This window comes from Sinorhizobium mexicanum, assembly GCF_013488225.1.
Lineage (GTDB): Bacteria > Pseudomonadota > Alphaproteobacteria > Rhizobiales > Rhizobiaceae > Sinorhizobium > Sinorhizobium mexicanum.
Genome location: NZ_CP041238.1, coordinates 670,671 through 695,009, shown reverse-complemented (window position 1 = coordinate 695,009; position 24,339 = coordinate 670,671). Strand labels below are relative to the sequence as shown.

At 61.9% G+C, this 24,339-nt stretch carries 22 protein-coding genes; 14 read left to right on the top strand and 8 right to left on the bottom strand.

The genetic code is table 11. The features are described 5' to 3' along the window. The first annotated feature begins 30 nt into the window (after positions 1-30). The 8 genes from FKV68_RS03240 (at position 31) to FKV68_RS03205 (ending at position 8,974) form a co-directional block, all read left to right on the top strand. Entirely contained in the window at positions 31-813 is a 783-nt protein-coding gene (locus FKV68_RS03240) for a transporter substrate-binding domain-containing protein (protein ID WP_180940110.1), read from the top strand. Between the two features lie 130 nt (positions 814-943). After that, positions 944-1,669, top strand: coding sequence for an ABC transporter permease (locus FKV68_RS03235; RefSeq protein WP_180941392.1), 726 nt, complete (start codon positions 944-946; stop codon positions 1,667-1,669). Then, on the top strand, positions 1,666-2,604 hold the full coding sequence (locus FKV68_RS03230; RefSeq protein WP_180940109.1) for an ABC transporter permease: 939 nt from the start codon (positions 1,666-1,668) through the stop codon (positions 2,602-2,604). Before FKV68_RS03235 ends, FKV68_RS03230 begins: the two co-directional genes overlap by 4 nt. A 1-nt stretch (position 2,605) precedes the next feature. After that, a complete protein-coding gene (locus FKV68_RS03225; RefSeq protein WP_180940108.1) occupies positions 2,606-3,772 on the top strand; it encodes a M20 aminoacylase family protein in 1,167 nt (388 codons plus the stop codon). A gap of 227 nt (positions 3,773-3,999) precedes the next feature. Continuing rightward, positions 4,000-5,388: an ArnT family glycosyltransferase gene (locus tag FKV68_RS03220; protein ID WP_180940107.1), complete on the top strand. Its 1,389-nt coding sequence runs from the start codon at positions 4,000-4,002 to the stop codon at positions 5,386-5,388. A 192-nt stretch (positions 5,389-5,580) separates the two neighbouring features. After that, complete coding sequence (locus tag FKV68_RS03215; protein ID WP_180940106.1) at positions 5,581-6,996, top strand: cytochrome ubiquinol oxidase subunit I; 1,416 nt, start codon at positions 5,581-5,583, stop codon at positions 6,994-6,996. Then, entirely contained in the window at positions 6,986-7,990 is a 1,005-nt protein-coding gene (gene cydB / locus FKV68_RS03210) for a cytochrome d ubiquinol oxidase subunit II (RefSeq protein WP_180940105.1), read from the top strand. Before FKV68_RS03215 ends, cydB begins: the two co-directional genes overlap by 11 nt. Before the next feature lie 678 nt (positions 7,991-8,668). Then, positions 8,669-8,974, top strand: coding sequence for a chorismate mutase family protein (locus FKV68_RS03205; protein ID WP_180940104.1), 306 nt, complete (start codon positions 8,669-8,671; stop codon positions 8,972-8,974). Positions 8,975-9,034: 60 nt separating this feature from the next. Here the strand turns inward: FKV68_RS03205 and galE are convergent, their stop codons facing one another. Beyond that, positions 9,035-10,039, bottom strand: a complete 1,005-nt coding sequence (gene galE, locus FKV68_RS03200) for a UDP-glucose 4-epimerase GalE (RefSeq protein WP_180940103.1) — start codon at positions 10,037-10,039, stop codon at positions 9,035-9,037. A 344-nt stretch (positions 10,040-10,383) separates the two neighbouring features. Here galE and FKV68_RS03195 point away from each other — a divergent pair, with 344 nt between their 5' ends. Continuing rightward, the gene (locus FKV68_RS03195; protein ID WP_180940102.1) at positions 10,384-11,721 is read left to right on the top strand and encodes a TadE/TadG family type IV pilus assembly protein; all 1,338 of its coding nucleotides are present in this window, start codon (positions 10,384-10,386) and stop codon (positions 11,719-11,721) included. A 61-nt stretch (positions 11,722-11,782) separates the two neighbouring features. On the opposite strand, the gene FKV68_RS03190 is transcribed toward FKV68_RS03195, so the two are convergent. Then, complete coding sequence (locus tag FKV68_RS03190) at positions 11,783-12,949, bottom strand: pyridoxal phosphate-dependent aminotransferase (protein ID WP_180940101.1); 1,167 nt, start codon at positions 12,947-12,949, stop codon at positions 11,783-11,785. A 244-nt stretch (positions 12,950-13,193) separates the two neighbouring features. Beyond that, positions 13,194-13,622 (bottom strand): large conductance mechanosensitive channel protein MscL, encoded by a 429-nt coding sequence (gene mscL, locus FKV68_RS03185; protein WP_180940100.1) that lies wholly within the window; start codon positions 13,620-13,622, stop codon positions 13,194-13,196. 365 nt (positions 13,623-13,987) lie between these two features. Between mscL and FKV68_RS03180 the strand changes: the two genes are divergently transcribed. Next, positions 13,988-17,494 (top strand): PAS domain-containing hybrid sensor histidine kinase/response regulator, encoded by a 3,507-nt coding sequence (locus FKV68_RS03180; protein ID WP_180940099.1) that lies wholly within the window; start codon positions 13,988-13,990, stop codon positions 17,492-17,494. A gap of 38 nt (positions 17,495-17,532) precedes the next feature. On the opposite strand, the gene FKV68_RS03175 is transcribed toward FKV68_RS03180, so the two are convergent. Next, the gene (locus tag FKV68_RS03175) at positions 17,533-18,180 is read right to left on the bottom strand and encodes a response regulator (protein WP_180940098.1); all 648 of its coding nucleotides are present in this window, start codon (positions 18,178-18,180) and stop codon (positions 17,533-17,535) included. An 87-nt stretch (positions 18,181-18,267) separates the two neighbouring features. Continuing rightward, a complete protein-coding gene (locus tag FKV68_RS03170) occupies positions 18,268-18,702 on the bottom strand; it encodes a hypothetical protein (protein WP_180940097.1) in 435 nt (144 codons plus the stop codon). A gap of 105 nt (positions 18,703-18,807) precedes the next feature. Here FKV68_RS03170 and FKV68_RS03165 point away from each other — a divergent pair, with 105 nt between their 5' ends. Both FKV68_RS03165 and FKV68_RS03160 read left to right on the top strand, forming a co-directional pair. Then, positions 18,808-19,155 carry a DUF952 domain-containing protein gene (locus FKV68_RS03165; protein WP_180940096.1) on the top strand — a complete coding sequence of 116 codons (348 nt, stop codon included), beginning with the start codon at positions 18,808-18,810 and terminating at the stop codon, positions 19,153-19,155. Then, positions 19,152-20,240 (top strand): quinone-dependent dihydroorotate dehydrogenase, encoded by a 1,089-nt coding sequence (locus tag FKV68_RS03160; RefSeq protein ID WP_180940095.1) that lies wholly within the window; start codon positions 19,152-19,154, stop codon positions 20,238-20,240. Before FKV68_RS03165 ends, FKV68_RS03160 begins: the two co-directional genes overlap by 4 nt. Here FKV68_RS03160 and FKV68_RS03155 read toward each other — a convergent pair. The 3 genes from FKV68_RS03155 to FKV68_RS03145 all read right to left on the bottom strand — a co-directional run bounded on the left by FKV68_RS03155 (position 20,216) and on the right by FKV68_RS03145 (position 22,501). Further along, entirely contained in the window at positions 20,216-21,583 is a 1,368-nt protein-coding gene (locus FKV68_RS03155; RefSeq protein ID WP_180940094.1) for an MATE family efflux transporter, read from the bottom strand. The genes FKV68_RS03160 and FKV68_RS03155 overlap by 25 nt on opposite strands. A 145-nt stretch (positions 21,584-21,728) precedes the next feature. Next, the gene (locus tag FKV68_RS03150; RefSeq protein WP_180940093.1) at positions 21,729-22,232 is read right to left on the bottom strand and encodes a CAP domain-containing protein; all 504 of its coding nucleotides are present in this window, start codon (positions 22,230-22,232) and stop codon (positions 21,729-21,731) included. Positions 22,233-22,234: 2 nt separating this feature from the next. Further along, positions 22,235-22,501: a DUF6460 domain-containing protein gene (locus tag FKV68_RS03145; RefSeq protein WP_180940092.1), complete on the bottom strand. Its 267-nt coding sequence runs from the start codon at positions 22,499-22,501 to the stop codon at positions 22,235-22,237. A 152-nt stretch (positions 22,502-22,653) separates the two neighbouring features. Here FKV68_RS03145 and FKV68_RS03140 point away from each other — a divergent pair, with 152 nt between their 5' ends. Together FKV68_RS03140 and FKV68_RS03135 are read left to right on the top strand one after the other, a co-directional pair. Further along, entirely contained in the window at positions 22,654-23,592 is a 939-nt protein-coding gene (locus tag FKV68_RS03140; protein ID WP_180941391.1) for a class I SAM-dependent methyltransferase, read from the top strand. A gap of 106 nt (positions 23,593-23,698) precedes the next feature. Further along, on the top strand, positions 23,699-24,334 hold the full coding sequence (locus FKV68_RS03135; RefSeq protein ID WP_180940091.1) for a YitT family protein: 636 nt from the start codon (positions 23,699-23,701) through the stop codon (positions 24,332-24,334). Positions 24,335-24,339 lie beyond the last annotated feature (5 nt).

Sequence of the window (24,339 nt, the reverse complement as noted above, 5' to 3'; positions counted from 1 at the left end):
CAATGCTCAACAACCAAAAAAGGGAACAGCATGAAGAAGACATTGAAACTCCTAGCGGTCGCGGCCGCTTTGTCGATCGCGGGCGCCGTCGCCGCGCAGGCTGAGCCGGTCAAGGTCGGCTTTGCCGCCGAGCCTTATCCGCCCTTCACCTCGCCTGACGCCAACGGCAATTGGGAAGGCTGGGAAGTCGAGTTCATGAAGGCGATCTGCGCCGAGGCGAAGCTCGACTGCGTGATCACGCCCGTCGCCTGGGACGGCATCATTCCGGCGCTGACTTCCAAGAAGATCGACATGATCATCGGCTCGATGTCGATCACGGAAGAGCGCCTGAAGACGATCGACTTTTCCGACAAGTACTACAACACGCCGACCGGCGTCATCGGCACCAAGGGCGAGGACATCAAGCCGACGCCGGAAGGCCTGTCGGGCAAGACGCTTGGCGTGCAGGTTTCGACCGTGCATCAGGCCTACGCGACCGCGCACTTCGCCCCGGCCGGCGTGGAGGTCAAGGAATACCAGACGCAGGACGAGGCAAACCAGGACCTGGCCGCCGGCCGTCTCGACGCAGTGCAGGCGGATGCGATAGCGCTCGATGCCTTCCTGAAGAGCGACCAGGGCAAGGAATGCTGCGACTACAAGGGCGATGTCGCCCAGGATCTCGCCATCCTCGGCCCCGGTGTCGGCGTCGGCCTGCGCAAGGGCGAGGCCGAGCTCAAGGACAAGATCAACGCGGCGATCAAGGCGATCCGCGAGAACGGCACTTACGACACCTTCTCGAAGAAGTATTTCGACTTCGACATCTATGGCGGCTAAGCGCTTCCGGCCGACGCTTTGCAGCGCGCTATGCGCCTATCCGGGCGCATGGTCGCTGTAACACTTGAATTGCTGCATCTTCACAACTCCGTTTCGAGCTGGGAAGATGCAGAAGGAGCATGAAGTCGCCATGGCCGCGGATTCCATCATCAACTGGAGCCTGCTCTCGCTTTCGGCGCCCGGCTGGGGCGGCGTATTGCTGCAAGGCTTTCTCCATTCGATCCAGATCGCGGTCGGCGGCTACGCGCTCGGCCTCCTGCTCGGCGTCGGCGGCGCCTTCGGCAAGCTCTATGGCGGGCCGGTCACGCGCGATCTTCTCGAATGCTACACCACCATCGTCCGGGCCGTGCCCGAACTCGTCCTCATCCTCCTCCTCTACTATGCCGGCACCGACCTCTTGAACCAGCTGCTCGGCGCCGTCGGCTTCGGGACGGTCGACATCAGCGGCCTGATGGCCGGTATCTTCGTCATTGGCGTCGTCCAGGGGGCCTATTCGACGGAAGTGTTGCGCGGCGCGATCAAGGCCGTGCCCGCCGGGCAGATCGAGGCGGCGCGCGCCTACGGCATGTCGCCCGGAAAGGTCCTGCGGCGTGTCACCCTCCCCGCGATGCTGCCCTATGCCATCCCCGGCCTCGCCAATCTCTGGCTGATCGCCACCAAGGATACCGCCCTGCTTGCCGTCGTCGGCTTCAGCGAGCTGACGCTGGTAACCCGCCAGGCGGCCGGCGCAACCAAGGCCTATCTGCTTTTCTTCTGCGCTGCCGGCGCGCTCTATCTTGCGCTGACGCTCGTTTCCAACGTCTTCATCGGCGCCTTGGAGAGGCATGCCCGGCGTGGTTTCGTGGAGCAGCGATGACCGACGAAACGACCCACGCTCTCGATCACGCTGATTTTGGATTGAAACAATCCAAAATCACAAATGTGGTCGATTCTAATGAGTTGGAGCGGGATGCGGGCGGAAAACCGCTTCACACTTTTCCTCATCCCGCTCTGGCCTTCACCCCCGAAGACCTGCCGAAAGGCGAGAACTTCCTCAAGCCTCACCGTGTCGTTCTCATTCTCGTCGCCGCCGCACTGATCGTCGCCGTCGCCCTCCTGATGCGCTGGGACTGGCTGCCGCGCTACCTGCCGAGGCTCGGCTGGGGCATCCTTGTCAGCATCGCGATGCTGTTCAGCACCTCGATCCTTGGCTTCCTTTTTGCCGTGCCGCTGGGTCTCGTCCAGGTCACCGGGCCCTGGTATCTCAAGGGCCTTGCCAAGATCTTCTGCACGATCATCCGCGGGACGCCGCTGCTCCTGCAGTTGTGGCTGCTTTATTACGGGCTCGGCTCGCTGTTTCCGCAATTTCCGGCAATCCGCCACTCGTTTCTCTGGCCGTATCTGCGCGAAGCCTGGCCTTATGGCGTTGCGGCGCTCACCATTTCCTTTGCCGCCTACGAGGGCGAAGTGATGCGCGGCGCCTTTGCCGGCGTGCCAGCCGGCGAGTTGGAGGCGGCGCGGGCCTATGGCATGAGCCGCTGGACGATGTTCCGGCGGATCTGGCTGCCGCGTGCGATCCACCGCGCGCTTCCGACGCTCAATGGCGAGACCGTGTTGCAGCTCAAGTCGACGCCGCTGGTCGCCACGATCACCGTCGTCGATGTCTATGCGGTCATCTCGAAGGTGCGGCAGGAAACCTATCTCACCTACGAACCGCTGCTGCTGCTTGCTCTGATCTACCTGTGCCTTACGGGCATTCTGGTGGTCGCCTTCCGCTATTTCGAAAACCGCATACCGACCCGTGGTGCCTGACATGAAGCTCGCCGCCGCCTTCGACAACGCCATGCCGCAGCTGGTCTCGATCCGCCGCGACCTGCATGCGCACCCGGAATTGGGTCTCGAGGAAACGCGGACCTCCGCCTTCATTGCCCGGCACCTCGATGCACTTGGCTACACGGTAACAACCGGACTTGCGAAGACCGGTGTCGTCGGCACGCTCAGGAACGGCACCGGTTCACGCTCGATCGGCATCCGCGCCGACATCGATGCCTTGCCTATCCACGAGGAAACCGGGCTCGACTATGCCAGCAGGACGCCGGGGTTGATGCATGCCTGCGGGCACGACGGCCACACGGCGATGCTGCTCGGCGCCGCCCGTGCGCTCGCCGAACGGAGGAATTTCGACGGCACGATCCATCTCATCTTCCAGCCGGCCGAGGAGAATTTCGGCGGCGCGAAAATCATGATCGATGACGGCCTGTTCGACAGGTTTCCGTGCGACGCCGTGTTCGCGCTTCACAACGAACCGAACCTCCCCTTCGGCCAGTTCGCCTTGCGCGAAGGCCCGATCATGGCGGCCGTGGACGAGGCGCGGATCACCATTCATGGCCGCGGCGGTCACGGTGCCGAACCGCAGGAGGCCGCCGATCCGATCGTCTGCGGCGCCAGCATCGTCATGGCACTGCAGTCTGTCGTGTCGCGCAACATCCACCCCATGGATCCGACCGTCGTCACAGTCGGCGCCTTTCACGCCGGCTCCGCAAGCAACATCATTCCGGAACGGGCCGAGATCGTCGTCGGCATTCGCTCCTTCGACCCCGCCGTCCGCGACGAGCTGGAGCGCCGCATCCGCATGATCGCGGAAGCGCAGGCGGCAAGCTTCGGTATGCGTGCCACCGTCGATTACGAGCGGAGTTACGACGCGACAATCAACCACAAGGCCGAGACCGATTTCGTGCGCGACCTCGCGATCCGCTTCGCCGGCACCGACAAGGTCATTGATCTTGCGCGCCCTTTCATGGGCAGCGAAGACTTCGCCTACATGCTGAAAGAGCGGCCCGGCAGCTATTTCTTCCTCGGAACCAAAGCGACGGGCGAGGAAAAGCCGCTCCATCATCCCGGCTACAACTTCAATGACGATCTGCTGCCGATCGGCGCCGCCTTCTGGACCGAACTCGCCGAGACCTATCTTGCCGGATGAGCAACAGTACAAGCGGTTCTCCGCCCGAATCCCGCGTCTCGGCTTATTAGGATCGATCACCTTTATGATTTTTGGGTCGATTCGGCCTAAGATCAGCGTGACCTAACACGCGTGCATGTAACGGATCAATGCGGGATGCCCTGTTTTGAGTGTTTGACAGCAACCAGACAGGTTCTCTGATCATGGTGTTGAGAGCAGCAACATCAGCGGAATCACACTGCGTGCATATGGCCCTTCCTGCGTGGACCAGGCTCGTTTGGCTCCCCCTCGTCGTTTTCATCCTCTTCCTGGCTGCGATTTCCTTCAGGCCGCTCCTGCCCATCGACGAGACGCGCTACACCAGCGTCGCCTGGGAGATGTATCTCAGCCAGGACTGGCTCAAGCCGCTGACGATGAACTTCGCGCCCTATCACCACAAGCTCCCCCTCCTCTTCTGGCTCATCAATGCCTCATGGGCAATTTTCGGGGTCTCTCGCTGGGCGGCAACGCTTCCGGTCGTGCTTTCCTCCCTGGCATGCGTATACCTTACGGTCGCTCTCGGCCGCGTGCTGTTTCCCGCCTTTCACAACCAGGGTGATCGTGCGGCGATAATCATGGTCGCGAGTGTGCCGTTTCTCGCCTACAGCACCCTTATTTACTTCGACCTCACGTTGACCGTCTTCGTCTTGCTGTCCCTCATCGGCACGGTCGTCTATGCGCGCGAGCGGGATTGGCGTTCCGTGGTCCTCATCGGCGTGTCCCTGGGGCTGGGGATTCTCGCCAGGGGACCTGTGGCATTCCTCCACATACTGTTCCCGATTTTGCTGGCGCCGCTCTGGGCCAGCGATTTAAGGCAGCCGATAAGGTGGTACCTCGGAATTCTTGCAGCTTTGGGCGTGGCCACCGTCATCGTTCTCTGCTGGCTCATCCCGGTGCTGCGGCAGGCAGACGGCAAGTTCGCTTACGCGCTGCTCTGGGTGCAGACCGTCGGGCGGGCGACCGGAAAGCTCGACGCCCACGTTCAACCCTTCTATTTCTATCTGCCTTTCCTGCCCGCGGCGCTTATCCCGTGGGTCTTCCTTCCCCGATTCTGGAAGGGCGTTGCGGTGCTGCGCGAAGGCTTGTGGGAGGCGGAGGGAAGCCGGTTCCTCATTTGCTGGGTCGTTCCCAACTTGTTGTTGTTCTCCGTCATCAGCGAGAAGCAACCGCATTACCTGTTGCCGCTGTTGCCGGCCGTCGTCCTTGCTATGGTTCTTTGCTTGAAGGAGGTCCCGACCCGGCAGCTGGCGCAGGGCCTGGCGATCATGGTCGTCGCCATCGTCGCCGGCCAGGCCATCGCGTCGGCGACGATCCTGAAGCGCTACGATCTGGAGCCGGTCGCCACCTACATGCGTGCAAATCGCGACAAGGACTGGGCTTTCGTCACCAACTATCACGCGGAGCTCGGCTTCCTGGCGCGCCTTCAAAAACCGGTTGACGATGTCCCTCCGCGTCGGCTCGCACAATGGTTTGCCGACCATCCGGATGGGCGCGCGATCGTCGTATCCCGGGACAGCAAGGACGTCGCCGGCTACCAGACGGTGATAAACTATCCCTATCGCGGCAAAAGGGTGGTCGTGCTCTCTGCTCAACGATAGGTGACGCCGCAGGATCCCGGCGGGCACGCGAAATGCCGCAAGCGAAACATTGCCGCAGTGTGACAACGTGGCGATCCGCCTGTCATTGACGTTTGCCAGTTTTGCTTCAAATTCAATCACGCGATGAAATGACCGGCTCCAACTGACAGGCGGACGCCTTGCTTTCCGGTAGTGCCCCAAGAGGATCACGTCGTGTTTGAATCCTTCGACGCAACCATGCTCGCCCGCATGCAGTTTGCCTTTACCGTCTCGTTCCACATCATCTTTCCAGCCTTCTCCATCGGCCTTGCCAGCTACCTCGCCGTTCTTGAAGCCCTCTGGCTGTGGAAGAAGGACGACGTCTACCTGGAGCTCTTCAACTTCTGGAAGACGATCTTCGCGGTCACCTTTGGCATGGGCGTCGTCTCAGGCATCGTCATGTCCTACCAGTTCGGCACCAACTGGAGCGTGTTCGCCGACAAGGCCGGCCCGATCATCGGCCCGCTAATGGGATACGAGGTGCTCACCGCGTTCTTCCTGGAAGCCGGCTTTCTCGGCGTCATGCTGTTTGGCCTGAACCGTGTGGGTCCGAAACTCCATTTCTTCGCAACCGCCATGGTGGCGATCGGCACGCTGATCTCGGCAACCTGGATCCTGTCCGCGAACTCCTGGATGCAGACCCCCACGGGTTTTGCCATGAACGAAGCCGGTCAGTTCATGCCGGTCGACTGGTGGGCGATCGTCTTCAACCCGTCCTTCCCATTTCGTCTCGTCCACATGGTGCTTGCCGCCTATCTGACGACGGCTTTCGTCGTCGGGGCCTGCGGCGCCTGGCATCTCTTGCGCAAGACGGCACCACGGCGCGCCCGCACGATGTTCTCGATGGCGATGTGGATGGCGGCCATTGTCGCGCCGATCCAGATCTTCGCCGGCGACCAGCACGGGCTCAACACGCTCGAGCACCAGCCGGCCAAGGTCATGGGGATGGAAGGCCACTTCGAAAGCCACCCCGACGGCGCTCCGCTCGTGCTCTTCGGCATCCCCAACACGGCCGAGAAACGCATCGACTACGCGATCGAGGTGCCGAAATTGGGGAGCTTGATCCTGAAGCACGATCTCGATGCGCCGCTTGCAGGCCTGGACACGATCCCCGACGAATTGCATCCGCCGGTCGCTGTGATTTTCTGGTCGTTCCGCGTCATGGTCGGCATCGGGCTGGCCATGCTCGGCATCGGGCTGTGGTCGCTCTGGTGTCGCTACCGCGGTACGCTCGACAGCGATCCCTGGCTCCACCGCGCCGCGGTGCTAATGGGTCCTGCCGGCTTCGTCGCGGTTCTGGCGGGATGGGTAACCACGGAAGTGGGCCGCCAGCCTTACACGGTCTACGGCCACCTGATGACGGCCAACTCTGTCGCGCCGATCGAAGCTCCTGCCGTTTCCGCCTCGCTTCTGGCATTCATCATCGTCTACTTCTTCGTCTTTGGCGCGGGAACCTTCTACATCCTGCGGCTGATGGCGCGGCTCCCGCGCGACACGATGCCGGAACTCGACGAGGGCCCGATCCGCGCGGCCGGTGTCGCGCACGGCCCGGCGAGCGCCAAATCTCATGGAGAGCATCATGAACTTTGATCTTCCACTGATCTGGGCCGCCATCATTGCCTTTGCCGTTCTGGCCTATGTCGTTCTCGACGGCTTCGACCTCGGCGTCGGTATCCTTTTCCCGCTCTTCCCCGAGAAGCATGATCGCGACGTGATGATGAACTCGGTTGCCCCCGTGTGGGACGGCAACGAGACCTGGCTCGTGCTCGGCGGCGGCGGCCTGATGGCCGTTTTCCCGCTTGCCTATGCGACGATCCTGCCGGCGCTCTATGCGCCGATCATCGCAATGCTGATCGGCCTCATCTTCCGGGGTGTCGCATTCGAATATCGCTGGCGTACGAAGCGCGCCGAATTTCTGTGGAACTGGGCCTTTGCCGGCGGCTCGATGCTGGCCGCCTTCGCGCAAGGGATCGCACTCGGTGCATTGGTCCAGGGCATACCGGTCGAAAACCGCGCCTATGCCGGCAGCTGGTGGGACTGGCTAACGCCCTTTTCCATCGTGACCGGCATCGCGATTGTCGTCGGCTATGCCTTGCTCGGCGCCACCTGGCTCGTCATGAAGACGCGCGGCGATCTCGCCGACCGGGCACGCGCAATTGCGCTCAAGTGCTGCTTTGCGACCATCGGGGCGATGGGTGTCGTCAGCCTTTGGACGCCATTTCTCGAGCCGGTCTATCTGCAACGCTGGTTCGGCTGGCCGACGGCAATTTTCAGCATCATCGTTCCCTTGCTCGTCCTTGGTTGCCTTTATCTCCTCATCAAGGGTATTCGCGAGCGGTACGACGCGCAGCCGTTCGTGGCGGCACTCGGCCTCTTCGTCCTCGGCTATATCGGTATCGGCATCAGTTTCTATCCCTATATGGTGCCGCCGTCGCTCACCATCTGGGAAGCGGCCGCGCCGGAGGAAAGCCTTGCCTTCCTGCTTGCCGGCGCCCTCGTGCTCGTCCCGATCATTCTCGCCTATACCGGCTATGCCTATTGGGTCTTCCGCGGCAAGGTCGATCCGGAGGAGGGCTACCATTGATGCGGGCGGGCGGCACAGGCCGGAAACTGCTCTGGTTTGTCGCGCTCTGGCTTGCAGGCGTGGCTGCGGTCGGCATCGTCGGCCTCGCGATCAAACTGGTGCTGGACACCTAGCGCATCGGCCCGAGAATCGGACCCGATCTTCGGAAAGCACGATGCATGGATTCAAAGAGTTACAGCGTCCTTCGTGCGTCCCCAAAAGACGCACGGCGCTGTAGTGCGGGATGAGAAGTGTGCGCGGTTTTCGCCCGCATCCCGCTCTGACATTAGAAGCGAAAAAGCCTCGCGCCAGTTTGAGGGCCTAATGTCTTCACACACATCGGCGGGCGATCGGCGGCGGAGACAGGACCGCACCCTCCTCTCCGGCGATCACCCGCCGAGGTGACCACTCCAGAAGCTACGGATCGTGATCGTTCTGTAGGTTAGAGCCGGATGCGGGCGAAAACCGCGCACACTTTTCCTCATCCCGCCAAGCCGCTGCGGCCGTTTTGCCTCTTCTCAGCCACGCTTCCCTTTGCTAGCAGTTCGGCCGCGACGAACCCTAGAGCGCCGCGCGTCTTATCAGACGCGCAGAGGGCGCTGTAGCACTTTGAATCTCTGGATGTTTTATCCTTAGGGCGGCTACGATTTAAGGAAACATGCAGCAGGGCGGCTTCCGCCCGCAGGAGCTGGACGAGCGATGCAGAAGAACCCCGCAGAATGCACGACAATGGCGGATGTGCGTGTCGAGATTGATCGGCTCGACCGCGCCCTGATGACGTTGCTCGCGGAGCGCTGGGGCTACATCGATCGCGCGGCCGAAATAAAGCGCCCGCTTAAATTGAAAGCCGACATCCCGGCGCGCGTGGCCGAAGTGCGGGAGAATGCGCGCAGGCACGCCAGCGAACTCGGCCTCGATCCCGATTTCTATGAGGGCATCTGGGCCCAGTTGATCGATCATGCCATTGCGCACGAGCGCAGCCTGCTCGGCGAGGCCAACCAATAGCGTGGCTTGTTTGGCAGGGGCACTGGCATTGCTCCCGACGCCTCCGACACAGCCTATTCGTCAGACCGCCTTGTCATAGCTGTTCTTGCGGCTGAGATACACCTCCCAGTCGAAGGCGCTCTGGACGATATCTTCGAGGCTTGCGTGGGTCGGCACCCAGTCGAGTTTCAGCCGCGCAAGCGAGGAGTCCGCGACGACCTGCGCAGCGTCGCCCGGACGCCTCGGTGCATGGCCTATACGGAAATCACACCCCGAGACCCGCCGCACCGTGTCGAGAACCTGCAGCACCGAAAAGCCTTTGCCATAACCGCAATTGCTCGTCAGCGGTTCGCCGCCACCTTTCAGATAGCCGAGCGCGTCCTTGTGAGCCGCTACCAAATCGGCAACGTGAATATAGTCCCGGATGCCGGTGCCGTCGGCGGTTGGATAGTCGGTTCCGTAGACATGGACCTTGCGGCGTGTGCCGAGGGCGGCTTCGCACGCTACCTTGATCAGATGAGTGGCACCCGCCGTCGATTGCCCGGCGCGACCGAGCGGATCCGCTCCGGCGACATTGAAATAGCGCAGCACCACATAGCGGAAATCGTGAGCGGCCGCGGCATCCTGCAGCATGATTTCCGACATCAGCTTCGAGCGGCCATAGGGGCTCTCGGGACGCAACGTGGCCGTTTCCTTGACCGGATCGGCGGTATCCTGCGTGCCATAAACTGCCGCGGTCGACGAGAAGACGAAGTGGCGAATACCGGCCGCGATCGTCGCGGCAATCAGCGTGCGCGTGTTCGCCGTGTTGTTTTCATAATAGGTAAGCGGATCGGCGACGGATTGCGGCACGACCGCCGATCCGGCGAAATGGATGACCGCATCGACCTCGTTCTCCGCAAAGATCCTGCCGAGAAGCGTCCGGTTGCCGACGTCGCCGAAATAGAACTTTGCTTCCGGCGCGATCGCCCAGCGGAAACCTGTGGACAACCTGTCCACCACGACGACAGACTCGCCCGCGTCGAGCAGTGACCACACCATGTGGCTGCCGATGTAGCCCGCTCCACCCGTTACCAATATCGCCATTGCCCGGTTTCCATCCCCTCAAACATGGAGACAGGAAAGACGAGTTGAGCTTTCTGAATTGGTAAATTCGAGGCGCGCCCGGCGGACTTGGCCCGATATTCTCGTGGCTGTAGTTAAGCGCCGATCTGCCGATTATCGAGAATTTTATGGATCACGCCGCATCTGTGCCGAATGCATACTCCGCCGTCCGCATAACCGGGCATGCCAGGCAGTTACAGACGCTCTTCTCGGCTGGAACCTCCGATCTATTAAATTTTACTAAAATACACGGGCGCTTAATAACGCTTTCGGAAGAACGCATGCATTAGCCTTTCGAGATATTGGCCTTCCAGGGGGAACCACGAATGAGACGTGCGAAGCTCCATGCCCAGCTGAGACGACTGGCCCGCGACAAAAACGGCAATTTCGCCGTCCTTGGAGCAATCGCGATCGTCCCCATCATCGCCGCCGTCGGGCTCACGCTCGACTTCGTCGGCGCCTATCTCGAAGCCGAGAAAATTCAGGCCGCACTGGACGCCGCCGCGCTCGGTTCCGTGCGAGCCTACGGCGAAGGCGCGGATGAGAGCGAAGCCTCCGAGGCGGCGGGGAAGTTCTTCTGGAGCAACTATGCGCTGCCACAGGAGAACGTCGTCGAGGGAGCCAATCTCGCGGGCACACCGACGCAAGGCGCATTGTCCGTCGCGTTCACGCGCAGCACCATCGAAGACGTCGCCGCAGCGGAATTCAGCTTCGACTACAAACCGATATTCCTGGAGCGCCTGCCTCTCGAAATCCGGCGCCAAGCCGTTGCTGCGCGCGCGGCCAGCGCGGAAGCCTGCATTCTGGCCCTGCATAACACGGCGGACCGGGCATTCGAAGTCAGCGGCAGCGCAGCCGTCGATCTGACCGGATGCACCGTCATCTCGGACTCCAACGACGAGCAATCGATCTATGTCGGCGGCACAGGCAAGCTCAAGGCGGAGTGTCTCTACGCCGCCGGCGCCATTTACACTGCGCCGCAATCGGTCGAACTTGCTTGCGACAAGGCGATGGAAAGCGCGTCGCGCGTGCCCGACCCGTTCAAGAGAAAAGCCCTGCCGAAGACATCGGCGTGGGTCAATATATCCGGCTGCGGGCAAGATTTCATCAACGGCGGCGGTGGCAATGGTGATTGCAACGGCACCGGCAAGACGCCCAAGAACAACAATGAGGGCTACGTCGTCACACTGAAGCCCGGAACCTATCAAAGCCTGGACATCAAGCGCGCCGTAAATCTCCTGCCCGGCTACTACATCATCGACGGCGGACGCCTGGAATTCGGCAGCCAGGCCAACGTGACCGGGAAAGGCGTCACTTTCTTCCTCATGAATGGCGCCGTGCTCAACATCAACGGTTCTGCGACGTTCGATATCTCGCCGTCGCTCGAAGGTGATTGGGCCGGCTTCTCGATCGTCGCCGAGCATGGCAATGTGGAAACCGCGATCATCAACGGAAACAGCCGGTCGTCCTTGACCGGTATCGTCTACCTCCCCGACGCTGCAGAACTGCAATATTCGGGCAATGGCGCAACGAGCGGCGAGTGCATCCGGCTGATCGCTCAGGAAATCACCCTGACCGGCAACAGCAAATTCAAGATGGATTGCACGGCGGAGCTTGCCGCCAAGGGCATCTACTATCCGGGCGCAATCCGGCTCGTACGCTAGATTGGGATGCGGCTCCGGCGGGACGATTTGAGCTTGCTTCGATCGAGTGGGGAGAGCAACGCTACCGGCTAAGTATATAGCGGCTGAGGCGCGCCGCCGCCTCCGCCACCTGCGCCGGATCGCGCAGAAAGCAAGCACGCATGAAGAGCGAGCCGCCTTCGCCGAAGGCGGTTCCCGGCGCCAATCCGACACCGGTCTTGTCGACGATGTCGATCGCCGCCTGCCGTGAATCGGTCACCCCGTCGATCTTCAGGAATGCATAGAGCGCACCGTCCGGCTTCAGGGTCTCGACGCGATTGGTCGCGATCAGCGCGTCGCAGAGCAGGTCGCGACTCAGTTCCGCCTTGGCGATGTTCTCGTCGACAAAGGTGTCTCCCTCATCGAGGGCCACAACCGCGCCGCGCTGCATGAACTGGGCAACGCCGGATGTCGAATACTGGATCAGATTTTCCAGCACCTGTCCCATCGCCGGCGGCGCAACGATCCAGCCGACGCGCCAGCCGGTCATCGACCAGTTCTTGGAGAAGGAATTGACGAAGAGGATTCGGTCGTCATCGTCCATGATGTCCAGGAACGACGGCGCCCGTCCGCCGGCATAGTGGTACAGGGCATAGATCTCATCGGCGATGATCCAGAGACCGTACTTGCGGGCGAGCGCCAGGATGGCTTTGAGATCATCCCGCGTCGCGGTCCAGCCGGTCGGATTAGACGGCGTGTTGATGAACAAGGCCCGCGTCTTCTCGCCGATGGTGGCTTCGAGCCGATCGAGGTCGAGCTGCCATTTGCCGTGTTCGAAACGCAGGGGCACGGAAACCGGCCGCGCTCCTGAAATCTCGGCAGCAGCAGCAAAATTCGGCCAGGCGGGCGTCAGCAGCACCACTTCGTCGCCGGGCGACGTCACCGCCTCGATGGCAAGCTTGATCGCCTGCATGCCCGAGCCAGTGACGTAAAAATTTTCCGGAGACAGCGTCTTCTGGAACCGGCGCTGATAGTAGCGCACCAGCGCTTCGCGCAGCGGCGGGATGCCACGCTGCCAGGTGTAGAACGTCTCACCCGCAACGAGCGCCGCCGCGGCAGCTCGGCTGATGAAGTCGGGCGTGGCAAGATCTCCCTCGCCCACCCAGAGCGGGATCACACCTTCCCGGCCGCGCGCGTAGTTCACAACCTCGACGATGCCGCTTTCGGGGGCCGAAAGAGAACGGGGGCTGAGACTGGTCATGATCGGCATGGTGGGCTCCTACTGCATGTTTCCTTAAATCGGAGCCGATTTAAGGACGAAAACATGCAGGAATTCAAAATGCTACAGCGTCCTTTTCCCGTCTGATAAGACGCCCCGGCGCTGTAAACCGCCCACCGCTTCTAGACGCTTTTGCGCAGCCGATCACGCGACATTATCTGACCGGTTTATCGATTTTTGTGATGTTTCGCGGCTTCCGAGTGACCGGAAGCCGCAATCGACGCCCTTGAGGGAATCAGGCGCGCTGTTTCAACAGATCGCGAATCTCGGAAAGTAGCACGATATCCTGCGGCGGCGGAGCTGCGGGCGCCGCTTCCTTTTTCGTTTCGAGCGAAGCACGGGCCCGGTTCACCAGCTTGATCAGCAGGAAAATGATCCAGGCAAGAATCAGGAAATTGATGAGCACGGTGATGAAGTTGCCGTAGGCGAACACGGCGCCTTGCTGGCGAGCGGCCGCAAGCGAGGGCGCGGTGACGTTTGCCGAAAGCGGGATGAAAAAATTGGAGAAGTCGAAGCCGCCGCCGGTGATGGCGCCGACGATCGGCATCACGAGGTCGTTGACGACCGAGTCGACGATCTTACTGAAGGCGGCGCCAATGATCACGCCGACCGCAAGATCCATTACGTTGCCGCGGGCAATAAACTCCTTGAATTCGTTCAGCATGCGTCTCTCCGTAAAGTCCCCGTTTGAGAGCGGCAACCGCATCCGTCCTACAGCGCCCCGCGTCTTGTCAGGCGCGCAGAGGATCACTGTAGCACTTTGATCTGCTGCATGTTTTGCCCTTAACCGGCTGCAGTCAAGGAAGCATGCAGTAGTGGCAACCGCTGGTTTGGAATCTAGACCAAAGGTCGCGCAGGGGGAACCGTTCTTTGCATTTGATCAAGTGCTATCCAGCTAACGGCGGCCCTGAGAGTTGCGCCTTCACCGCCAAACGGAATGCTCGTTGCTTTCTTGGACTTAAGACGCATAGGCCGGGCAATTCTCAACCCGCTGCACTTGTCCTATGCTGCTTTGCGGAGGAGCGAGGCATGCTTTCGGGTTCTGTAATTTTCGCCTCTGCCTTCGCCTATCTGCTGCTGCTCTTCGCAGTCGCAAGCTATGGCGACCGGCGAGCCAGGAGAAACAGCGCTGCCAGCAGAGGCAGGCCGTTGGTCTATGCGCTCAGCCTCGCGATCTACTGCACGTCCTGGACGTATTTCGGCGGCGTGGGACTGGCGGCCGAACGCGGACTCGAGTTCACCGGCATCTATATCGGGCCGATCCTGATGTTCACGCTCGGCATGCCGCTGGTCCGCCGCATCATCCAGCTCGCCAAGACCGAAAAGCTGACGTCGGTCGCCGATTTCATGGCGGCACGCTACGGCAAGAACCCGGCCGTCGCCGCAATCGTTGCGTTGATCTCACTGGTCGGTGCCATTCCCTACATCGCCCTCCAGCTCAAGGCGGTCTCGAGCTCGGTCGCCGCGATGATCAATACGAGCGACTATGGCATCGGTGCCGGACAGACTTTCATCGATCTGCCACTGCTCGTGACACTTTTCCTTGCCTGCTTCGCAATTGTCTTCGGGACGCGCCATACGGATGCGACCGAGCATCAGGACGGTCTGATCCTCGCGATCTCCATGGAATCGGTCGTGAAGCTCGTGGCGATGCTGACGATCGGCGCCTATGTCGTCTTTGTCCTGTTCGATGGCCCCGCGAACCTGTGGGCGCAAGCCCAGCAAAGTCCTGCGGTCCTCGCCGCCCTCGAATACCGCACGCCGCCGGCGCGGTGGATCCTACTCATCGTGCTCTCGGCCTTCGCGGTCATCATGCTGCCGCGGCAATTCCATGTGACGGTGGTCGAGAACCGCACCGAAACCGAACTGCGCACCGCGGGCGTTCTCTTTCCGCTTTATCTGATCGCAATCAACCTCTTCGTACTGCCGATCGCCATCGCAGGCATTCTGACCTTCTCGGGCTCCGGCGACGCAGACCTCTACTTGCTGAAGCTGCCGCTTGCCGGTGAAGTCCCCCTGCTGTCGCTGACGACTTTCATCGGCGGCTTTTCAGCCGCAACAGCCATGGTCATCGTCGCATCGGTGGCGCTGTCGATCATGATTTCCAACGACATCGTCATGCCGGTGTTCCTGCGCCGGCGGCTCGGCTCGCGTGGCGCACTGCAGGAGGACATGGCGGGGACGCTGCTCAACATTCGCCGGACCGCGATCTTCGTCGTCCTTCTGCTCGGCTATGCCTATTATCGCTCGGCCGATATCAGCGCAGGCCTCGCGTCGCTCGGGCTGCTGTCCTTCGTCGCCGTATCGCAGATGGCGCCCGCGCTTCTCGGCGGCCTCGTGTGGCGGCAGGCGAATGCCCGCGGCGCAATCACCGGAATGGTCTGCGGCTTTCTCGTCTGGGCCTATCTCCTGTTCCTGCCAAGCCTCGGCGGGCCTGACAATTCGCACGTGGCGACGACCATCCTCAGTTTTCTTCTGCCGTTCACGGATCTCTTTTCGGGACCGGACGCCGATCCTCTGGTCAACGCCACAGCGCTAAGCCTTTTCGTCAACATGACGACTTACGTGCTTGCATCGCTGACCCGGACCCCAAAACCCTTGGAGCGCTTCCAGGCCGGCGTGTTCATCACCCGCCGTTCGCGCACGGAAAGAACGTTCCGCGGACGCAAGACCAAGGTGACCGTGCGCGACCTCAAGACCACGATCGCCCGCTACATGGGCGAGGAACGCATGCAGCGCTCGTTCCACACTTATGAGCAACAATCGGGCCGCTGGCTGGACGAGAATGCCTCCGCCGACACGGCGCTCATTCATTTCTCGGAACAGTTGCTCGGTAGCGCCATCGGCTCATCCTCGGCCCGCCTCGTGCTTTCGCTCGTCCTGCAGCGGATGGATGATGCCTCGTCGGATACGGCCTGGCTGCTCGATCAGGCGAGCGAGGCCCTGCAATACAATCAGGACATGCTGCAAACGGCGCTCTCGCAAATGGATCAGGGCATCGCCGTCTTCGACAATGCCAACAACCTGATCATCTGGAATCGCCGCTTCAGGCAACTGCTCGATCTGCCCGAGGCCGCGGGCCAGGTCGGGTTCCCGCTCGCCGATATCGTCGAGATCCTGACGAGACGCGGCGATATCCGCAAGGACCAGGAGAAGGCGCTGGTCGCCAACTTCCTGACGCTAGACAAGCCCTTCCTGCTCGAGCTCGCCAATGGTGAGCGCATCATAGAAGTCAGAACCAATGCGATGCCGGACAAGGGCATCGTCACCACCTATACCGACATCACGCAGCGCGTCGCCGCCGACATGGCGCTGAAACAAGCCAACGAGACGCTGGAACTGCGCGTCACAGAACGGACGCGCGAACTGACACGGGTCAACCGGGAGCTCGCCGAAGCGCGTGCGGCAGCCGAGGAAGCCAACATCGGCAAGACACGCTTCTTCGCCGCCGCCGGACATGACATCCTGCAGCCGTTGAACGCCGCCCGCCTTTATTCCTCATCGCTCGTCGAGCGCCTCGGCGATTCCGATGACAGCACGCTCGTCCAGAATATCGATTCCTCATTGGAATCGGTGGAGGCCATTCTCGGGGCGGTGCTCGATATCTCCCGGCTCGACACCGGGGCAATGAAGCCTCGCCTGCAATCGGTGCCGCTCAATGAACTGCTCCGACGTGTCGAGACGGATTTCGCCCCAATGGCGCGGGCACAGGGTCTCGAACTCGTGGTCATGCCGACATCACTCGTCGTGCGCAGCGATCCGAACCTCCTGCGGCGGGTGGTCCAGAACCTCGTCTCGAACGCCATCAAATACACGCTGAAGGGCAAGGTGCTGGTCGGGGTGCGCCGACGCGGCCGGGCCGCGACGATCGAGGTGCTCGATTCCGGTATCGGCATACCGCCCTCGAAATTCCGCACCGTCTTCAAGGAGTTCGCACGCCTTGACGAGGGCGCGCGGACGGCCTCCGGGCTCGGCCTCGGCCTCTCAATCGTCGACCGCATCTCGCGCGTCCTCAACCACCCGGTCAGCCTTCAGTCGAAGCATGGCAAAGGCACGGGCTTCAAGGTCACGGTGCCGCTCGAAGCAAGCGTCAGCGAACGCGCCAAACCGCGAGATGTCGCGACCGCGAAGGCGCATGACGCCCTGACCGGCTTGAGCGTCATCTGCATCGACAATGAGCCGAAGATTCTCGACGGCATGGCGGTACTGCTTGGGGGGTGGGGCTGCAGCGTGACCACGGTGGAATCGCTTGCCGGCTGTTCGGAAATGGGGCGCGGCCATCAGGCGAAAAGACCGGATGCGATCATCGCCGACTATCACCTCGGTGACGGCACCGGCATCGAAGCGATTGCCCGCATCCGCGCGCTTTGGGAGGAAAGCATCCCGGCCCTGCTGGTGACGGCCGACCGCTCGCCGGAGGTGCGCGGCGCCGCCGAACGCGACGGGGTCGCCCTACAAAACAAGCCCGTCCGTCCGGCGGCCATGCGCGCATGGTTGACCCAGCTCTCCGTTGCTGGGAAGGCGGCCGCGGAATAGCAAAGCAGTTTCAAAGAAGGAGCCAGCAGATCGCCAAATCAAGCCGCCGCGACCGTGCCTATCTTCGACAATTGAATGACGGCCTGTGTGCGACTGTCGACGTTGAGCTTCAGCAGGATCGCTGAAACATGGGCCTTGATCGTCGCCTCGGAGACGCCGAGCTCATAGGCGATCTGCTTGTTGAGCAGGCCCTCGGCAAGCATGCTGAGCACGCGCGACTGCTGCGGCGTCAGCGTCTGCAGCCGATGCAGGAGGTCGGCCACTTCGGGCTCATATTCCTGATTCTGGTCGTAACCCGCCGGCACAAAAACTTCGCCGGCGATCACCTTGGAGATGCCGTCGCGAATTTCGTCGATGCCAGCAGACTTGGAGAGGAAACCGGCGGCACCAAGATCGATCGCACGATGAATGGTCGCCGGATCGTCATGGGCCGAGACAATCATCACCGGGAGACTCGGAAACTCCGCGCGCAATGCAATCAGGCCCGAAAGACCGCTGACGCCAGGCATGGTCAGGTCCAGCAGCATCAGGTCGGCATCCGGATAATCCGCCGCAGCCTTGCGGGCGGCTGCGAAATCACCGGCTTCGACAATACCCGGAGCATCGGCCATGCCGCTCAACGCCTGGCGCATTGCACCACGAAAAAGCGGGTGGTCATCGGCGATGATGATGGTCATTTCCGGCATTGGATGCTCCTCCCAAGAGCGTCGGCCCCGGACCCCGCGCATCCTCCAACGCACCGGGTCGCATCTCAATGGTTCGTGCCGGGGCCGTCAGGTCTTTTGCGGCACTTCTGTACGATCGGTAGAACCGTCGCCGCTCCCTTCCAGATCCTTCACGATCTCCATGAACTTGCGCATCATTCTTTCCATGATGCTCATCGTCCGGTCAATCTCTTCATCGCTCGGAAGAGCCGGTTTCATCGCAGTTTCACCGCTTTTGACCGCCTTTTCCAGTGCCTCGACGCGTTTGGTCAGGAGATCGATCTCCCGCTCGAAGGCCGCCCGCTCATCGGCCGCCATCCTGCAGACGAGCTCGCCGTCCTTTTCCCGGCACAGGGTAACCTCGCCCGTCTCAGTATCGAGCCGCGCGATGCCGGTGTCCGACTTCTGCATGCTGTAGCGCCCCGGAGGCACTTCCTGCGTGTGCGCCAACGCGACCCAGCCGAGCGTCAGCCCCATCGCCAGTGCCGCAACCACCTTCCTCATGACAGCCACTCCATTGGATGCTGCGGAAATCCGCCTTCCGTGGTGGACAAGCGCCAATATTTGCGGCAAGGCCACGATTGGGTTTCACGACGGACAAGCGGGCACATGAACGCTACTATATACAAAATCGTTCCGGCACTTCTATGGCAGGAGGCGCGGCGGGCAGGACAATTCACCGGGGCACCAGTCGACCTGGCCGATGGCTTCATCCATTTCTCGACCGGCGACCAGGTCGCTGAAACGGCCGCAAGGCACTTCGAGGGCCAGGACGGACTGCTGCTCATCGCCATCGACGGCGCCGCCCTCGGCGACAAGCTCGTCTACGAACCTTCGCGCGGCGGCGCGCTGTTTCCCCATCTCTACGGGCCGCTCCCGCTCGATGCGGTGATCTGGGAGAAGCCCTTGCCGTTGAGTGCCGACGGCCTTCACGTCTTTCCCGAGCTCCTACCATGATCGATGCCTTGAAACTTTTGTCGCGCAGTGGCCTGTTTCTTCTCGATCCGGAAACAGCGCATGGTATGTCGGTCAAGGCGCTCAAGAGCGGGCTCGTGCCGAGTTGCGCGGCGCCTGGCGATCCGCGCCTCAGCCAAGAAATCGCAGGCCTCACTTTCCCTAATCCCATCGGCATGGCGGCCGGGTACGACAAGAATGCGGAAGTGCCGGAAGCACTCCTGAAGATCGGCTTCGGCTTCACGGAAATCGGCACGGTCACGCCGCGGCCGCAGCCGGGCAACGACAAGCCCCGCATCTTCCGTCTGGTGGAAGACCAGGCGGTCATCAACCGGCTCGGCTTCAACAATGAAGGCCATGGAGCCGCGCTTGCCCGCCTTCAAGGCTGCTCGCGTCAGGCGCTGATCGGCGTCAATATCGGCGCCAACAAGGATAGCGCCGACCGCATCGGCGACTATGTCGCGGGGATCCGCACCTTCTATCCGGTCGCGCGCTATTTCACGGCCAACATATCGTCGCCGAACACGCCCGGCCTTCGCGACCTCCAGGCGCGCGAAAGCCTGGCAGCGCTGCTTGCAGCCGTGCTTGAGGCCCGCGACGAGGAAGCAAGGAAAAACGCCAAACGAGTCCCCGTCTTCCTGAAGATCGCCCCCGATCTCACCGAAGAAGGGATGGACGATATCGCGGCAGAAGTGCTGGCACACGATCTCGACGGGCTTATCGTCTCCAACACCACGCTTGCGCGCGACGGATTGAAGGATCAGCGGCAGGCTAAGGAAACCGGCGGACTTTCCGGCAGGCCGCTTTTCGGAAAATCGACGGCCGTGCTCGCGCGGATGCGCAAGCGCGTCGGCCCTGCCCTGCCGATCATCGGCGTCGGCGGCGTCCACTCGGCGGACACCGCGGCGGAGAAGATCCGCGCCGGCGCCGATCTCGTCCAGCTCTATTCCTGCATGGTCTATGAAGGGCCGGGCTTGCCCGGCCGGATCGTGCGGGGCCTGTCAGAGCTCTGCGATCGCGAGCAGCTTGCCTCGATCCGCGACATCCGCGATAGCCGCCTGGATTATTGGGCCGCGCGAAACGCCTGAGCGGCACGGCGCGGCACCAGGATCAGCAGGAAAACCCCGCGCATGAGCAGGAACAGATTGAGCCCTGCCCAGAGCCCGTGGTTGCCGAAGACCGGGACCAGCACAGCGAGCGCGACTGCATAGCCGATGAAAGCCGCCAGCATCATGTTGCGCATATCGCGTGACCAGGTAGCGCCGATGAAGACCCCATCCATCAGGAAGGCAAGCGTGCCGGTCAGCGCCGTCAGCGCCGCCCAGGGCATATACTCATAAGCCAGCGCACGCACATCCGGCGCGGTCGTCAGCACGGCGACTAGGTCATCGCCGAAGACGAGAAAGCCGAGCGTCGTCAGTGCGGCAAGCCCCAGCGACCAGAGCGCGGTCATCCGCAGAGCGCGATCGAAGGCCGGACGATATCCGGCACCGATCGATCGTCCGGTAAGCTGCTCGGCCGCGTTCGCAAGGCCGTCGAGATAGTATCCGGCCACCAGGAAGATCGTCATCAGTACGGCGTTGGCAGCAAGCGTCACGGGCCCGAAGGCCGTGCCGATCCGCGTCATCAGCGTGAAGGCGGCGAGCAGCACGAACGAGCGGATCATGATGTCGCGGTTGAGACCGAACAGCGGCTTCAGCCGCTCGCGGGCGAAGATCGCAGCCCAGTCCGGTGCATCGCGCCGGTCGAATCGGCCATAGACGATCGCGAAACCGACGAGTGCGCCGATGACTTCGCCCGTCACCGTCGCCAGCGCGACGCCAGTCACGCCCCAACCGAGGACGAGGCCGAGCAGGATGGCAAGCACCATGTTGATCCCGTTGATGAGCGTCTGCAGCAACAGGCCGATGGAGCCCTCGCCGCGCCCGAGGACGAAGCCGAGGATCGCATAATTGGCGAGCGCCGCCGGCCCGGACAGGATCCGGTAGAAGAAATAGGTACGTGTGACCGCTGCGACCTCGGCACCGGGTGCCATCAGCCACAGACCGGCAGCAAACAGCAAAGGCGAGAGCAGTACGATGGCGACGCCCGAGACAAGCGCGATCACCAGTGACCGCCAGAAGACCGCCTGCTGTTCGCGGCGGTCGCCCCGGCCATAGGCCTGCGCCACGAGGCCGGTCGTGGACGCCCGGAGGAAGTTGAAGGTCGTGAAGATCAGGTCGAACATCACGGCGCCGATCGCGAGCCCGGCCAGCAGATCCGCCCGGCCAAGGCGGCCGACTACCGCGGTGTCGACGAGACCAAGCAGCGGCGTCGTCACGAACCCCAGCGTCATCGGCAGGGCAATCGAGAAGATCAACCGATTGGTGACGTGGAAAGGGCCGGCTTCGCCAGCATGCGAGTCGCGTTCGGGGGTTTCCGTGGCAGCCATCGTCGAATTCCTAACGGGTGGCTTCCGAACCGCCCACTACAGCGCCGCGCGTCTGACGCGCAAAGGACGCTGTAGCACTTTGAATTGCTGCATGTTTTTCCTCAAATCGGCTACGATTTAATGAAACATGCAGCAGGGAATCAGGTCAGCCGGAGAGCACCATGGCCCAATAGGGGCGGTTCCCGGAAGCGGAATTCTGCGCCACCGCAACACCGAGGCCACGGTAGCTGCCGAGCATGTTTTCGAGATGCTTCGGAGAATGGAACCAGGCGTCGTAGGCACTCTCCGCATCGTCCTGGCCCATGGCGATATTTTCCGCGGCCGGAAGTGTGACGCCCTGCTCCTTCATCCGATCGTAGAAACTGTCGCGCCAGCCGATGTTGTGCTGCATCTTGCCGACACGCGCCATGCGCGCCGCCTGGCTCAATGCCGCGACCGACGCGACGGGATCGTGAACGAGCGACGTCAGCCCGCGATCCTTCCGGAGCGTGTTGACGTAGCCGAGCGTCGCTGTCGTCTGGTCGCTTCCGCTGCCTTCGCCGCTAGACAGGAGGTTTGATGTCGTGCAGCCGGCGAGCATGCCGAGCGAGAGGAAACCCCCAGCCCGCAACAGGACGCGCCTGCGGATGAAGAACTGCTGATACTGCATGCTTACCGTCGATAGCTCAAAACACGAAGAATGAGGAAGGCGGGTATGACGATTGCCGCCCCGAGCAACAGATAGTCGCCGACCCTTCCGAGGGCCGCGAACCCGGTACGCCACAGGTCGAGCAGGAAATTGCGAATCCCAAAAAAGATGTCGACCGGATACCAGTCGAACACGGTCATGACGAAACCGACCAGGATCGACACGACGACGAGCTTGACCAGCACGCGCAGCGGCGTGTCCCCTAGAAACTTGTTAAGGCCGTCCGACATCGGCGAAAATTCTCCTGTTTCCCTTCAAATAAGCCGCCGTCATCGAGGTCGCAAGGCGTAACGGAAAGCGAGTTGCCCCGTCTTTCAGATTCCGCTTGTATTTTATCGTGGCCGACGTCAGAAGCGTCCATCGCAACCACGCCGTCATGTCGATGACCCTCAACCAGCTCTCCTCCGGCGACCTGATCGCCGATCGCCGCGCCGACTATGCCAAAATGCTCGCCGAAGCCGGTGAGCCGCAAAGTGCGGCGGAACTGATGGCCCAGGCTCTCGAACGCGCGCCCGACTGGGCAGCCGGCTGGTTTCGGCTGGCGGACTATGAGGAAAAATCTGGCCGAAAAGAGGCAGCGATCGAGGCACTCCGCAACACGCTGCGGCTCACTCCGGAGGACATTTTCGGCGCTGGCCTGAAACTCGCCCTTCTCGGCGCGGCCGAAACGCCCGAGCAGCCGCCGAGCGTCTATATCGAACGCCTCTTCGACGACTATGCGGAGCGCTTCGACAAGGCGCTCATTGAAAAGCTCGACTACAGCGTGCCCGAAAAGCTCGCCGCGCTGATCGACCGAGCGACCAACGGCCGCCGTTTTCATCACGTCACCGACCTCGGCTGCGGCACCGGCCTCTTCGGCGAGCGCATCCGCCATCGCTGTGACTATCTCGAAGGCTTCGACCTCTCCGCCAACATGCTGGCCAAGGCCGAGGCAAAGGCGACCTACGACCGTCTGGCGCAGGCGGACCTGTCGCTTGCGCCAGAGGAGTCGGGCGCGTTCGGCGCTTTGCCGCCTGAAAGGTCCGATCTCGTCAGTGCGGCGGATGTGTTGATGTATCTCGGCAATCTCGAAACTGTCTTCGTGATTGCCGACCGACTGCTCGCGCACGGCGGTCTCTTCGCCTTTTCGGTCGAGGACGCTGCAACGGATGAAGGTTTCACCCTCCGGCCGTCGCTGCGCTACGCGCATTCCGAACCCTATATCGTCGGTCTCTGCGCCGAACGCGGATTTTTGCTGATCGCAACGGAGCGCACGGTCATTCGCACGGATGCCGGAAAGCCGATCGCGGGAATTCTCTTTCTCGCGCGGAAGCCTGCATAGGGCGCAAAGCTGCCACGCGAAAATAGGTCAGCATTACTTACATATTTTTCTTGAATATTTTTGTGCGTTGCAGCAATGCTGATGGCCTCGCGATAGGGGTTTCGTCATGGCACATATCAGCAGCGTCTTCGGTCTCTGGAATACCAGCCCCACCCGGCATACGCCTGTCGAGGACGTGCAGGGCATCTTTTCCGGCAGCCTCGTCGCCGCGCTCGGGCTCTATTTCCTCGCGAGTGCCGGACTTCTGACCGGCAGCACCGCCGGCGTCGCGTTCCTGCTGCATTACGCCATCGGCGTGAACTTTGGCCTTGCCTTCTTTCTTCTCAACCTGCCGTTCTTCTATCTCTCGCTAAAGCGGCTCGGGCCGGCCTTCACCGTCAAGACATTCATCGCCATCGCGTTGACGTCGTTCCTGACCGACATGCAGTCGCGCCTGTTTCAGGTTGGCGGAATCCATCCGGCCTGGGCCGCGCTCCTCGGCGGCCTGCTGCTTGGATACGGGCTGCTGGCGCTCTACCGACACCGCGCGAGCCTCGGCGGCGTCGGCATATTGGGCATCTATCTGCAGGAGCGCTTCGGCATTCGCGCCGGGCTGGTGCAGCTTGCGATCGACATGGTCGTGCTCGCCACCGCCTTTGCCGTGACGACGCCGTCCGTCGTCATCTGGTCGGTGCTCGGCGCGGTCGTCCTCAACCTGTTCGTGGCCATCAACCACCGCGCCGATCGTTACATCGCGCTTTAACTGAG